General features: G+C 57.9%; 14 protein-coding genes. 1 reads left to right on the top strand and 13 read right to left on the bottom strand.

Features of this window, described 5'->3' with window-relative positions; genetic code table 11:
• Positions 1-85 precede the first annotated feature (85 nt).
• Complete coding sequence (locus tag SE92_RS37300; protein WP_245324834.1) at positions 86-487, top strand: helix-turn-helix domain-containing protein; 402 nt, start codon at positions 86-88, stop codon at positions 485-487.
• Between the two features lie 53 nt (positions 488-540).
• Here the strand turns inward: SE92_RS37300 and SE92_RS31835 are convergent, their stop codons facing one another.
• The 13 genes from SE92_RS31835 to SE92_RS31775 form a co-directional block, all read right to left on the bottom strand.
• Positions 541-1,773, bottom strand: coding sequence for an ABC transporter substrate-binding protein (locus SE92_RS31835; protein WP_063202441.1), 1,233 nt, complete (start codon positions 1,771-1,773; stop codon positions 541-543).
• A gap of 143 nt (positions 1,774-1,916) precedes the next feature.
• On the bottom strand, positions 1,917-3,788 hold the full coding sequence (locus SE92_RS31830) for an AMP-dependent synthetase/ligase (protein WP_063202439.1): 1,872 nt from the start codon (positions 3,786-3,788) through the stop codon (positions 1,917-1,919).
• 1 nt (position 3,789) lies between these two features.
• Complete coding sequence (locus SE92_RS31825) at positions 3,790-4,596, bottom strand: enoyl-CoA hydratase/isomerase family protein (protein ID WP_245324759.1); 807 nt, start codon at positions 4,594-4,596, stop codon at positions 3,790-3,792.
• A 2-nt stretch (positions 4,597-4,598) separates the two neighbouring features.
• Entirely contained in the window at positions 4,599-5,729 is a 1,131-nt protein-coding gene (locus SE92_RS31820) for an LLM class flavin-dependent oxidoreductase (protein ID WP_063202436.1), read from the bottom strand.
• 214 nt (positions 5,730-5,943) lie between these two features.
• On the bottom strand, positions 5,944-6,711 hold the full coding sequence (locus SE92_RS31815) for a creatininase family protein (protein WP_063202434.1): 768 nt from the start codon (positions 6,709-6,711) through the stop codon (positions 5,944-5,946).
• Positions 6,712-6,717: 6 nt separating this feature from the next.
• Complete coding sequence (locus tag SE92_RS31810) at positions 6,718-7,479, bottom strand: enoyl-CoA hydratase/isomerase family protein (RefSeq protein ID WP_063202432.1); 762 nt, start codon at positions 7,477-7,479, stop codon at positions 6,718-6,720.
• A 194-nt stretch (positions 7,480-7,673) separates the two neighbouring features.
• Positions 7,674-8,393: an ABC transporter ATP-binding protein gene (locus SE92_RS31805; protein WP_063202430.1), complete on the bottom strand. Its 720-nt coding sequence runs from the start codon at positions 8,391-8,393 to the stop codon at positions 7,674-7,676.
• Complete coding sequence (locus SE92_RS31800) at positions 8,386-9,111, bottom strand: ABC transporter ATP-binding protein (RefSeq protein WP_063202428.1); 726 nt, start codon at positions 9,109-9,111, stop codon at positions 8,386-8,388. Before SE92_RS31800 ends, SE92_RS31805 begins: the two co-directional genes overlap by 8 nt.
• The gene (locus tag SE92_RS31795) at positions 9,108-10,109 is read right to left on the bottom strand and encodes a branched-chain amino acid ABC transporter permease (RefSeq protein WP_245324758.1); all 1,002 of its coding nucleotides are present in this window, start codon (positions 10,107-10,109) and stop codon (positions 9,108-9,110) included. Before SE92_RS31795 ends, SE92_RS31800 begins: the two co-directional genes overlap by 4 nt.
• A 13-nt stretch (positions 10,110-10,122) precedes the next feature.
• Positions 10,123-10,992 (bottom strand): branched-chain amino acid ABC transporter permease, encoded by an 870-nt coding sequence (locus SE92_RS31790; protein ID WP_063202426.1) that lies wholly within the window; start codon positions 10,990-10,992, stop codon positions 10,123-10,125.
• A gap of 237 nt (positions 10,993-11,229) precedes the next feature.
• On the bottom strand, positions 11,230-11,757 hold the full coding sequence (locus tag SE92_RS31785; protein WP_245324756.1) for a flavin reductase family protein: 528 nt from the start codon (positions 11,755-11,757) through the stop codon (positions 11,230-11,232).
• A gap of 49 nt (positions 11,758-11,806) precedes the next feature.
• The gene (locus SE92_RS31780; RefSeq protein ID WP_063202424.1) at positions 11,807-12,166 is read right to left on the bottom strand and encodes a VOC family protein; all 360 of its coding nucleotides are present in this window, start codon (positions 12,164-12,166) and stop codon (positions 11,807-11,809) included.
• Positions 12,167-12,778: 612 nt separating this feature from the next.
• A partial coding sequence (locus SE92_RS31775) for a cobalamin-dependent protein (protein WP_198172834.1) occupies positions 12,779-13,081 on the bottom strand: 303 nt, incomplete at its 5' end.

Genomic DNA, 13,081 nt, shown 5'->3' with positions numbered 1-13,081 from the left:
GTCGCTCGTTCGCGAGTTGATACACCGGCTATCCGTATTTCCGCCACTTTATCCCCTTGAAGGACCGACGAGCCGACTCGGTCGAGTGCTGCTCGACGAATTGGTGCAGATGTCGACGGAACAGATGTACTTGCCAATTTCCACGGACAGCCGACTTCAACATCTCGCGGCATCACTGCTCAATGATCCCGGTGACCGCAGCACTATCGATGAACTCGCCGCCCGGTACGCAATGAGTGTGCGGACCTTCGCCCGCCTGGTCTTGAAGGAAACCGGAATGACATTCGGACGCTGGCGGCAGCGGCTTCACATCTTGGTCGCACTGCAACGCTTGACGGCCGGAGCGTCGGTGCAGGCCGTTTCACTCGATCTCGGCTATGAGACGCCGAGCGCATTCATCACTATGTTCAAGAAGACAATGGGAAAGAGCCCTCGCCGCTTCCTCGCCGAACGGTCGAGCTTCAGCAGCCAGCAGCCCTTCACATAGCACGCATCGAACCACAGCCCCGGCATTGAACCGGGGCGGTGGCTCGCGGCTCTCTATCGAGAGCTGAAGGGCACCAGCGGATATTCCAGGTCTGCTTCCGCAATTGCCCTCGGTGATACCACGCGCGGCTTGCCTTTTTGCGCCTGAAGCAGAGCCACGGCGGAATTCACGTTCTGGCCGCTTGAGTCAAATTTGATCGTCCCCGACGACATCAAGACTGGCTGCATTTCCGTCAGCTTGAGCGCGTCGTGAATTGCCCCCGATTGCGACGAGCCCGCACGCTTTGCCGCGTCCCTGACGATCTGCACGGCCTCGAAGGCGCATGCCGCATTTGCGTCGAGCCATTCATTCGGGTAGTCGGCCGCGAACATCTCGAGAATTTTGTGAGCGTCGGGCGCCTTCGGATTGTAGTAGAGCGCCGACGCCATCGCGCCGTCAGCGTATTTGCCGAGCGCGTCGTAATATGCCTTGTCGATAACGCCGTTCGAATTCGCTGAGTAGATCATTTTCGGGCTCCATCCCTGCTTTACACACTCGCGTGTGATCATGATGGCGTCGTTGACCCGGGTGATCGGGAAAAGCATGTCAGCGCCGGTCGCTTTTGCCTTTGCGACTTCGACCGAGAGATCCTTGGCCTTCTCATCGTATGGAATGAACTCGGTGAGCTTGATCGGGACATCGACCTCTTTCCAGGCCTGGGCTATGCTCGTCGCGCTCGACTGCCCCATCACGTTGTTGAGGTGGAGGACGACCGCGCTGGCTGGCGGACCGTTGAGGGTCGGCAACAGACCTTTCAAATCGATCAGCGACTGACGAATGATCATCAGCGACGTCGGATAGTAACGGAAGACCTGAGTGAAGCCCTGCGAGGTCACCTGGGTGGCGCTGGCGATATGCACGACCATAGGCACCTTCGCTGCTTCGCAGGCCTGGAGCGCCGAGATGGTCGCGCCCGAGTCCCAGGCGCCGATGAGGACCGTACAACCCTGGCGGATCAGGTTCTCCGCGGCGATGCGGCCATTTTCCGGTCGACTCTGCGTATCAGCGTGAATGACCTCAATCTCATCACCGTACTTCTGTCTTGCGAACTTCGCGCCGAGATCAATGCCGCGCACGCAAGCCTGTCCGGGGAACGCCAACACGCCGCTGCTGGGCATGATCGCGCCGATCTTGACCTTGACTTGGCCCGCCGCCCTGACCGGCCACGATACAAGCCCTGCGGCGATGCCAACACCGCTGCCGAGCACGGCCCGGCGAGTAAACCCGTTTCCGATGCGATTCTTCATGTGAAGTCTCTTTCAGTTGACTACAATGGAACTTGCGGCGATTTGTTGGGAAGCTTCAAGAATGACAGCGCGCTGCAAAGCGAACACAGCTGCGACACGGATTCAGCAGGCTTGATGATCGCACGAAGCGGAAACAAATCAGATTATGTTCCCACCTCGGTCTTGATCATGTTCTCCTCGCTATCGTCATAGAGCGAATCGATCAGTGACCGGTACCGATCCATTATTTGCTTGCGGCGCTTTTTCCGCGTTGGCGTCATCACGCCATTCTCCGGAGAGAGCTCCTCCGGAAGAATTCGAAAGGCCTTGATCTGCTCGGCCCTCGCTAGCCGACCGTTTGCTTTGGCGATCTCGCCTTCAACCATCCGGACGACGATCTCTGACTCCGCAAGATCCGAATAGTGAGCGATGCGAACATCACGCGATTTGGCCCACTCCATCGTCGCGGTCGCATCTACTTCGATCAACGCAGTCAGGTACTTCTTTCCTTCTCCGATCACCGCCGCTTCAGAGATGAAGGGACTGTGCCGGATTTCATTCTCGATCTGCGTGGGGCTGATCGATTTGCCGTTGGATGTGTTGATGATCTCCTTCTTTCGATCGACCAGCTTGAACAGGCCAGTCGGTCCAATCTCCACGATATCGCCGGTATAAAGCCAGCCATCGCGGAGGGCCGACTTCGTTTCCTCCGGCTTGTTCCAATACCCAACAAAGAGCCCGGGACCTTTGACGATCATTTCTCCGTCTTCGAGAACGGCAGTTTGCCAAGCCGCATCGTGCACTGGGACGCCCACGGTTCCCGCCTCCGGCCATTCAGCCATCTGGACCAGGTTCGCCCCAACCAGCTCGGTCTGCCCGTAGCATTCCTTTAGCTGCAGTCCCCACAGCTGCCACAGAGACATGAGTTCGGAAGGCATCGCAGCCGACGACGTATAGGTGACGGTGAGTTCTTCAAAACCGACCTCGGCAAGCAAGGGACGGAAAATCCGTTCCTGGCAGACGGCGAACAGGGAGGATATGAAGGGGTTGGGCACGCCGCGGGCCTGACGGTCGTCGAGCGCCTTGCGAGCGATGGTCATTGCAAATTGATAGTCTTGCTTCTGCTTCTCGGATCCCGAGTGAACCTTGCTGAGGATTTGGGTGGCAAACCTCTGATAGAACCGCGGCGGAGCCATGAAGTAGGTTGGCTTCACTTCCTTGATGGTCTGAGCGAAATCAGCGCTCGATTCCCCAAAGTAAGGCACAAGCCGAATCAGCAAGGGCAGCGTCGTTGCCTGTGCGCGCGCAACCGTATGCGACATCGGAAGGTGCACCACCACGCGATGTGCATCGGAACGCAATTTCGAACTGAATGTCGTTACAGAGTGCGCACCAGCGAGCAGCGAAAGGTGGGTCAACATGGCGCCTTTTGGAAACCCAGTCGTACCGGATGTGTACCCGATGCTCGCCAGGTCATCAGCCTTTGCCTTCGCAACTTGCTCCCTAAGGAACACCTCCGCGTCAACCGAAGTCTCCCCACAGAAGACTTGGAGAGGAACGACCTTCGCCGGGCCGCCCGCACCCTGCCACCTCGGATCGAGCACAATGATGTTTCTCAACTTCTCAGTCTGGCGTGACGCCAGGACAATATTGAGTTGAAGTTCGCTCCCGACAAAGACGAAGGATGCTCCGGAATCGCTGAGGTAGTAGCCAACTTCTTCTGGCGATGACGTAAAATAGACGCCGACCATCACCCCGCCGGCGCAGATCGTCGCCATGTCCGCAAGCAGCCACTCCTGGGACACGTCTCCCATGATGGCCACACGGTCACCGTGTTTGAGTCCGGCTTTTTGCAGAGCCGCGGCCAAATTGGCGACCAGGTCTGAATACTGCCTCCAGGTTGTCGCAGTCCATTCGCCCCGGCGCTTCTGCTTGAATGCTATCTCGTCCGGCCGCGCCGCTCGTCGAGAGCTCAGAAGCTGCGGAATGGTTACATCCGTGAACTGAGCCCCTGACGTGAAGTGTTCGACGTCCATTTCACCGCTCCGCAAAACGCTTGCGCTTTTCGGCGAACGCGGCGACCGCATCCCTCCGCTCTGGCGATGCGAAAGTGATGGTCTCCAGAGCAGTCGAGGTATCCAGCAATAGGTGCGCGTATTGCTTGATGATCTTGTTGACGCTGTATTTGGTCCAAATGATCGCTTCCCTCGGACCGCTCGCGATCATCTCGGCGTATTCGATCGCGACCTCCTTGACGTCTCTCTCGGAGATGACGTCGTTGATCATTCCGATGGAAGCCGCCTTTTCCGCGGAAATGAATTCGCCGGTCATGAGATAGTGTTTCGCACGGACAGGCCCCATCAGGAGAGGCCAGATCACAGCGCCACCGTCGCCCGCGACGACGCCCGCCGTAACATGCGTATCGGCGAACCGAGCTGTTGGACTTGCGAAGATGACATCGCAGAAGAGCGCGAGCGTCGCGCCGAGACCAACGGCAACGCCGTTGACCGCAGCAACGATCGGGACTTCGACTTCCAGCATATTCCGAATCAGATGACGCCCACCTCGGGTCGGCGATGGAATCGGGCTCTTGTCGAGCGTCTTCTGATCGCCACCGGAACAGAAGCCGCGCCCGGCGCCCGTTAGGACGATTGCGCGTGTCGCCTTATCGTCGTCCAGCTCGACGAAGACGCGCTCCAGCTCGTGGTGCATATCCCAATTGATCGCATTCAGGATTTCCGGGCGGTTCATCGTTATGACGGCAACGCCGCTCGGCCGCCGCTCGACGATCAGATATTTGTATCCCTGCTTCGACATTGGTCTGCTCCCGTGTTTACCTGGCAACTCTACTTTTGGGGCCGCATGGCGCGAATCCGACTGAGGATCTCCTCCGTCGGCCGCACGACATTGTTTCTGTCGTTGAAGTGCGGGATGACGTAGCGCCCGACCATTTCGATCGCTTCCATGATCTTCTCGTGATTCACGGAGTCCAGATGCAGAAGGACCTCGTCGACGCCCAAAGCCTGGAACTTTTCGATCTGTCGAATGACGGTATCGGGGCTTCCACAAACCGTAGTTGCCGAGTGATTGAGCAGATAGTCCCAGTCCTTGGCGGCGCGCTCCATGGCGGGTACACTCTCGCTCATGTACGCGTAATCATCGGCAATCTTTGCCAGGCGCGGATAAGCGTCGGTCGAGATCTTCGCATAATTCATCAACGGCTCGGCGTAGTCTTCCTTCGCCTTCTGATCCGTAGGACCAATCCCAAAAAAGAGCGGAATGCCGATGCGCGGGCGATCGAGCGGACCAAGCTCGTCGCGCTTCCAGGATCGACGATAGGAGTTGAGCAGCTTTTCCTGGACCTCCCATCCCTGGTAGATCGAATTGCTCATGACAGCGAGGCCTTCGGCGCCAGCCCAGCTGTGACTGCGTTCGCTCGTTGCAGCGATGCCGATCACCGGATGCGGCTTCTGCAGGGGCTTCGGGACAAGCATTCGCGGCGGAACCTGGTAGTACTTGCCTTCGAAGGTGAAGATGTCTTCGCGCATCGATTTCTTAAGAAGCGCGATCCCCTCCTCCATTTGAGCGAGCGTCTCGCCGGGATCGACGTTGAACGCACGCATGGCAATGGTCGTATTGGCCCGGCCGGCGTAGAACTCCATGCGACCGTTCGAGAGAATGTCCGTCACAGCCAAACGCTCCGCGGTCCGCAAGGCGTGATTGATCTTCTGCGGCATCAAAGTGACCGCCGGCCTCAGCTTGATGCGCGAGGTGACGGCAGCGAGGTAGCCATAGACCACTTCCGGCGCCGAGCTCGAAATGCCGCCCAACGCGACGTGTTGTTCGGACAGCGAGGCGCAATCGAATCCCATCTTCTCAGCGAGACGCACCTCGTCCACCAGCTCATGAAGTCGGCGCGCATAACTCTGCCCGACCTGGGTTTCCTGCTCCGACCAGAACCCGAACGTAAGTGCCATCTTCTTAATCCTTAGGGTTTCGAGATGGCTCAACATTTCACGGGCGCGGCAACATTTTCGTCCGAATGCAGGGTCTCCCTTCGTAACTTTCCATATTTTGTGCTGTACGCAGCCGAACCGTGTCATTTCTTAGGGCAGCGGCGTCCTTCATCGCAACAACGTGGCGATTTACGAAGGTGATAGTGCTCGAAGAGCGGGATGCGCCGGATAGGACCTATTTGCCAAAAGATGCGACGAGAAGCTCGGTTATCGCCTCAAGGCATCGCTCGCCAATTGCTGCAGTCGACCCGTGCGGATCGCCAATGATGCCATTGGCAGTGACCGATTTGATGCCGTTTCGCCACATGGACTGAAGTTGCTCTTCAGACAACGCGCCAAGGTGCCCCAGCTCGAACCGATCCGGCCGCACGCTGTCGGGACGGAGATACAGCATGAGAGACGTCTCAGCTATATCGGCATGTCCGCCGACCGCATCTGGGTTTGCACCGGCGTCTTTGACGGCGCTCCGCCACCTGTCGATCCAGGCGATCGAATCGGAGAATGCGTTGATCTCGACGTCTGGGGGAACAGCCTGCTTCAATCGAGGAAGCATGTCGCGCAGGATTGGAAAATTGCCGATGTGTCCCGAGAACAGCAGGATCCGCTTGAAGCCGTGCCGAGCGAGACTCGTGCAGTAGTCCAGGCAGATCGCTTCGAACGTTTCAGGACGAAGGGAGATGGTACCGGGAAAGACGAGATGGTGAGCTGAGCAGCCGACCTTGATTGTCGGTGCGATCAACGCATTTCCAAGACGCCGTGCCACCTTCGTTGCGAGCGCATCAGCGTGGTCGGCATCCATGCAAAGCGGAAGATGCGGTCCATGTTGCTCGACGGCCCCGCACGGTACCAGGATCGTCGACGTTCCCTGCGCCAGAGCTTCCGACACTTGCTCGAAATTCATCAACTCCAGTCGAACTTCATCAGAAGAAGCGAATTCGGTCATCGATGCCTACTTTGTGTTTTTCAACAGAAATCGGGCCCGCGCGTCTGCCGAACTGTCGCCCGTCAGGTAGGCCCCAAGATCCTCAATTGTCATCGCCTCAAGGGAGGCGTCGTCCATCTGGTCCGTCAGGTTTAGCGAGCGCTTGATGGCCGCAAATAGCCTTTGATCCTTTCCGCGAAGGTGCTTACACACTTCTAACGCTCGCGACGTCACGTCCGACGTCGCTGCAATCTCGTCGACTGCTCCGATCTCGAGTGCTTTCCTCGCATCGACCAGCTCCCCCCAATATAGCAGCGCTCGCGCATCACGAAGTCCCAGTTTCTGCACTGCCTTCCGCATGCCTTTGGCCGCGGGCAAGAGACCATGGTTGATTTCCGGGAAACCGATCTTACACTCACCATTCGCGATCACGTAGTCGGCGTGCAGAAGAAATTCCAACGCGCCGCCGACCGCGTAACCTCGGACGGCGCACACAAGCGGCGCCGGATATCGCTCCATCTCGCAAAGAAGCGCATGGAACGACCTCATACGAGGCCGGGATATCTCGATGCCCGTCACTTCCTTTATGTCGCCGCCTGCACTGAAGAACCGGGCACCCTGGCCGGTCAGAACAATACCTGGCGGCGCCACCTGGCTGGCAAGCGCCCGAAAGGCATCCAGCAAGCGCTCAACTAGTCCGTTGTTCAACGCGTTTGCCGGTGGCCTATTCATAGTCATTGTGACCAGGTCAAGGTCGCGATCGATTAAGAGGGCATCATCCTGTATCATGAATAGAGCCTAGGTGACGTACCTCGGAATTGATTGCTGTACACCGCTTCATCGCGGCAGGCATCAACACAAAAGGTTGCCCCAGCGGAAAATCGCGGCATTATCTGCTTCCACAGCTTTGCAATTCCGCTGGTCCGTGGGACCGTTAAGTAAGAGAGAGCACGGTGCTCGGCGCAACTTGCGCCACAGCTCCGCTACATTCCGAGATATGCACGCTGAATCTCGGAATTGTTGAGCAATTCGTGACTCGATCCGTGCAGTACGATTGAACCGTTCTCCAGGACGTAGCCGCGATTGCTCAAGGCAAGCGATTTCGCCACGTTCTGTTCGACCAGCAGCACTGTAATGCCTTGCTCGTGGAGCGATTTCACTACGCCGAACATCACGTCTGTCAGTGCAGGCGATAACCCGATCGACGGCTCGTCGAACATGACGATTTCGGGCTTCGACATGATCGCACGTCCGATCGCCAACATCTGCTGTTCGCCCCCGGATAGCGTCCCGGCCAGTTGCCGTCTACGCTCCCGTAGTCTCTCAAATAGCTGGTAGACGAACTCAAGCGTCTCGAGCTGATGGGCCTTCGCGCGCTTCAGCGATCCGCCTAGCAGAAGATTTTCCTCGACGGAGAGGCTGCCGAAAATTTGTCGACCCTCGGCGACCTGCGCTATACCGCGCTCGCAGATCTCCCATGGGGGCAGCCCAGTAATATTGACGCCGTTCATTTTTACGGTGCCGCTCGAAGATCGTACTATACCCGAGATTGATCTGATGAGCGACGTTTTCCCGGCACCATTCGCCCCAACGACGCAGATCAACTCTCCTTTGCGTATCTGCAGCGAGACGCCGCTTAATGCGCTCGATCCGTCATAGGCGACAGAGAGCCCGTCAATCGATAAGAGGGCCGCGTCAAGCATGGAAGCCTGCCCCTAGATAGCTATCAAGAACCTTCTGATCGGCAACCACTTCTGCGGGACTTCCCTCCGCGATCTTGGCACCGTGGTGAAGCACGACGACGTTCGATGCGACTTCCATCACGATCCGCATGACGTGTTCGACCAGGAGGATCGTCAGGCCGCCTTCGGCAAGTGTCTGCAGCACCCGGACGACACCCGCCGCTTCTGTCGGTCGAAGGCCCGCCATTACTTCATCCAGCAACAGCAGTCTTGGCCGAGTGGATAACGCCTTCGCCGTCTCCAGCATTTTCCGATCCGGAAGCGTTAGCTGGTCCGTCCGCGCATTGGCCTTGCCGGCAAGTCCGACGCTTTCGAGGGATTCGTAGGCTTTCGATTTGGCTTCCCTTACGCTTTTGGTCCAGCTGAAGGCGCCCACCATTGCGTTCTCGAGCACGGACATATCACGCATTGGTCGAACGATTTGAAATGTTCTTGCGATACCCATCCTGCAGACAATTTCCGGAGGGGTACCGTCGATCTGGCGTCCTTCGAAGAACACCTGCCCGCTCGTCGGGTTCAGGGAGCCGGCGACAAGGTTGAAACAGGTCGTCTTTCCCGCGCCATTCGGCCCAATGAGCGCGGTAATACGTCCGGCCTCTAACGTGAAGTTGACGTCCTTGACCGCAACCAATCCGCCAAACGATCGAGAGAGGTTCTTTACTTCCAATAGAGCCGTCATTCCTCGGCCTTCCTCAGATGCGGCAACCACACTCGGGACGGCGCCTGAATTGCTTTGCAGAGACGCGCGATCGCCGGCCAGATGCCATCTGGCAGAAGCCAGACGACCAAAATGAGGACAATACCGTACGTGATATTGTTCAGCCCCGGAATCCGAAGGCTGTCGCCGATGGCACTCATAAGATGGTTCAGAGGGATCGCGGCAAGCGAGCCAATCAGAGGACCGAACGTCGTGCCCAGCCCACCGACCACAGGTCCGATCAGCACATCAACGGAGAGCCCCATCCCCATGATCGAGTCCGGGAATATCGCCCCTTGCACGAGCCCCAAAATCCCACCCCCCGCTGCGGCCGCTGCCGCCGACACAGAGATCACAAGAATCTTGTGCCGGAAAGTGCGGACGCCCAACGCTCGTGCGGCCGGTTCATCGTCTCGCATCGCTCGCCACACGTATCCGAGGTAGGAACGTGAAATGAGTTCAGTTCCTATAATTCCCAGCGCGGCCAGTGCGAGAGCGACAAAGTAATAGAAGCCGGCTCCACCCCGGAGCATTGAGAATTCGATCGCGCCAGTCGGCGCCGGAAAAAACAGGCCCTGCATTGCGCCAACGAATTCCCATCCACCGAACATGATCCTCGCAAACTCCGCAGCCGCAATCGTCAGCAGCGCGAAATAGATTCCGCGCACTTCGAAGCGGAAGCTCAGCCACGCCAATATCGCACCGACTGACCCGGCAATGATCATTCCAAGGGAGAGGCCAATCCATGGCGAGATTCCGAACTTCACGTAGAGGACGCCAACCGAATAGGCGCCTAGCCCGACAAAGAGCGCATGGCCAATCGATAGTTGACCGCCAATACCAAGCATCAAGTTCCAGGACTGCCCCAGGAAGGCGAATAGCAACACGATCGTCATCAGTGAGATAAAGTACGGATCTGCAAATAGGCCGACTAACGTAAGAACGATGAAGACCATCGCTCCAGCGAGCCACCGCTTCATTTCAGGCCCGCCATCAAATCTCTTTTGCACCGAAGAACCCTCTCGGACGGAAAATCAGGATGATGATGAGGAGCGCATAGGGAAGCGCCGTCTTCATTGACGGTGCGAACATCAGTGCCGCAATTGCCTCGGCGACGCCGATAACAAGGCCTCCCAGCAGCGCTCCGCTGAAGCTTCCGAGACCACCGACAATGACCGTCACGAAAGCAAGAAGCGTGAAGTCAACGGCGAGATAGGGTTGGGCATCAAACAGAGGAGATATCAGCGCGCCGGCTACACCGGCGCAGGCAGCACCAATTCCGAAGGTCACGGCGTAGACCCGGGGAATGTTCAATCCAACGACAAGACCTCCCAACCGGTTGTCTGCGGCCGCTCGCAACGCCCGGCCAAACGAGGAGAACCGGAGGTATGCTCCCAGCAGAGCGATAAGCACACCCGCGGTTATCGCCGCCTGCAATCTCGCCAGATCGAGCGTCACGAAGCCGAGCGATACAGTGCGAAATGATAGTTGAGATGCAGTCGGACGCGGGTCAGGCCCGAAGGCGACGAGAAGCACGCCGCTAAAGAGCAGCGATAGGCCGATGAATACAATGAATTGGTAATGGTGGGGCCGGTTGACGAACCGCTTCACTATCAGGGCTTCCAGGAGGTACCCGAAGAAGAACATGACGACCGCAGCTATTGCCGCCGCTACGATGATCGGGACGTTCCAAAGACGGACCGCCCAGTAGCCGATATAGACGCCGAAGACGACCATCTCGCCGTGAGCGAAGTTTACCACCCGCATCACGCCGAATATGATGGTCAGCCCCAGCGCCACCAGGCCATAGACGAGACCAAGCAGAATGCCGCTCGCAAGAACGTTGAGCCAAAGTGACAGCATCAGTGAGCAACGAACTGTATGAGTGGACACCGCAGCCAAGTCATCGGGACGCCCGAAGGAGCGACTGGCGCCTGGCCTTCATCGCCCCAAATCGCAATGACTTCGCTAATGGCTTTCCGCCGAGTCCCTTTAACTCTCATCGCTGCCCCCTCGCTCCAGAATTGACCTTCGTAAACAGCGGTTCAACCTTCCCGGATCCGCCATGCCTCAAGCACGCCCCTGAAACCGGTCGGCGTTCTAACGCTTCGGTACGGTGAATTCGCCATTCACATAGACAAGTGGTTCGCGATCAGCGTTGATCGCCTGCGCGACGACCTCACCAACGAAGATCGTGTGACTGCCAGCATCGTGAGAATCAGACAATCGGCAATCGAAGCTACAAATCGCATCGATCAAACTTGGCGCTCCCGTAATCAGTTCGCGCCACAAACCCTCGGTAAATCGTATGTCGCCTTTGCTGCCGTCCTGCCCGGAGAACTTTCTTGCCAGCTCGGCGTGATCCGCCGCTAGAATGTTCCAGCAGAATGACCCGCTCTGCTTTATCGTATCGTGACCGCCAGCCGACTTGTTCACGCAGACCAGTACGCTCGATGGCTCGGTTGACAATGAGCAGCCGGCCGTCAGCGTTAAACCGTGCCTGCCAGGACGCCCCCCCGTAGTTACGATGGACACTGCGCCCGGCACGTTGCGCATTGCGTTCCGAAATTCCTTGCTACTGAACGCCGGGATTTCTTGACTAGGCATGGGCGACACTCGGAAGTTCATGGTGATAGGTTTCCCGATAAATCGAACCGAATCCAATTCAGAAAGCCGGTCAGCTGCCGTTCTTGACCACAGCCTGAAAGAACTGAATTGTGTTGCGTTGCGGATCTTTCAAATGGGCCACCCGGCCATGCGCCCCCATCTCCCGAACTTCACCGACGAGCTCAGCGCCCTCCGCCCGCGCTCGCTCAAGCGCAGCGTCCATATCCTCCACCTCGAAGACAACCACGGCATTCCGAGACTGCTCAGACGCGGATTCCGCCGGGCTTGCCAAGCAAAAGGCGGCCTTATCTCCTGCGAACTGAATCCACTTGCCGCGGTCGGCAAAACGCATCGTCAATCCGAGTGCTTCGTAGAAGCGGGCTAGTGCTTCAGGTTCCGGAGCGGTAAGATAGACGTGCTTAAGCTTCATCTTCTCACTCCTTATCTGGCGAGGACCGCTAATTCATGCCTCCGCCGAGGACGACAATCGTGTGATCATAGTTGCGCTGTCCCTTCGGCATTAATGTTCAAAGTCGTCACGCCCCGCATGACCAATCAGCATTTTATGCTGTTACCTACGGACGCAAGACTCCTCCTGCGATAACCGGCACCGCGAGAGGAGATGATCTTGTTGCATCTGGGTTCGAATTGCCCTGATAGAAGTGCGCAGACCTGAGGCAACTCTGCCGCCTATTCCAGCAGGGCTATGGACCTAGCGCTGGCACTGCAATTTCTACCCTGCGCCAGCTCTCGGATTCACCATTTCCGACGGCCGACCCTACCCTTTGTCGGACTCGGCTGTATCTTTCTCAGCTCATCTCTCTCAGAGCACAATTCTTGAATTTTCGCCTGTATCTTGCCGATGAGCGCTTCCGTTGCGCCCACGTCTATTCCTGCATGTCGCAGTCGAGACGCTTCCCTACGGTGACGTCCGACCTGAACGCGCATGTGATCTATCTCATGACGAATTCGATCCAGGGTCGACATGATTGCTGCCTGCTAGTCATATTCGGACGAGCGCTCGCGGGAGCCCGTATTCAGGCTATGCCGCCTCGCTATGCCCGAGCCGGGTATTCAGCTTGCGGATCAGCTCCTCGGCGGCCTCCGCGATCACCGTGCCCGGCGGGAAGATCGCTTCCGCGCCGGCAGCATAGAGCGCATCGTAATCCTGCGGCGGCACCACGCCGCCGACGATGATCATGATGTCGTCGCGGCCCTGCTTCTTCAGCGCGGCCTTCAGTTCCGGCACGGCGGTGAGATGGGCCGCGGCGAGCGAGGAGACGCCGAGGATGTGCACGTCGTTCTCGACCGCCTGCCGCGCGGCCTCGTCCGCGGTCGCGAACAA

The sequence above is a fragment of the Bradyrhizobium sp. AT1 genome (assembly GCF_001590795.1).
GTDB lineage: Bacteria > Pseudomonadota > Alphaproteobacteria > Rhizobiales > Xanthobacteraceae > Bradyrhizobium.
This window is presented reverse-complemented; position numbering and strand designations above follow the sequence as displayed.

Bases quoted from the DNA above. Each gene is read 5' to 3' on its own strand.
- SE92_RS31835 (WP_063202441.1), bottom strand. From the start codon at position 1,773: ATGAAGAATCGCATCGGAAACGGGTTTACTCGCCGGGCCGTGCTCGGC.
- SE92_RS31820 (WP_063202436.1), bottom strand. From the start codon at position 5,729: ATGGCACTTACGTTCGGGTTCTGGTCGGAGCAGGAAACCCAGGTCGGG.
- SE92_RS31800 (WP_063202428.1), bottom strand. From the start codon at position 9,111: ATGACGGCTCTATTGGAAGTAAAGAACCTCTCTCGATCGTTTGGCGGA.
- SE92_RS31790 (WP_063202426.1), bottom strand. From the start codon at position 10,992: ATGCTGTCACTTTGGCTCAACGTTCTTGCGAGCGGCATTCTGCTTGGT.
- SE92_RS31780 (WP_063202424.1), bottom strand. From the start codon at position 12,166: ATGAAGCTTAAGCACGTCTATCTTACCGCTCCGGAACCTGAAGCACTA.
- SE92_RS31795 (WP_245324758.1), bottom strand. From the start codon at position 10,109: ATGAAGCGGTGGCTCGCTGGAGCGATGGTCTTCATCGTTCTTACGTTA.
- SE92_RS31805 (WP_063202430.1), bottom strand. From the start codon at position 8,393: ATGCTTGACGCGGCCCTCTTATCGATTGACGGGCTCTCTGTCGCCTAT.
- SE92_RS31785 (WP_245324756.1), bottom strand. From the start codon at position 11,757: ATGAACTTCCGAGTGTCGCCCATGCCTAGTCAAGAAATCCCGGCGTTC.
- SE92_RS31830 (WP_063202439.1), bottom strand. From the start codon at position 3,788: ATGGACGTCGAACACTTCACGTCAGGGGCTCAGTTCACGGATGTAACC.
- SE92_RS31815 (WP_063202434.1), bottom strand. From the start codon at position 6,711: ATGACCGAATTCGCTTCTTCTGATGAAGTTCGACTGGAGTTGATGAAT.
- SE92_RS31810 (WP_063202432.1), bottom strand. From the start codon at position 7,479: ATGATACAGGATGATGCCCTCTTAATCGATCGCGACCTTGACCTGGTC.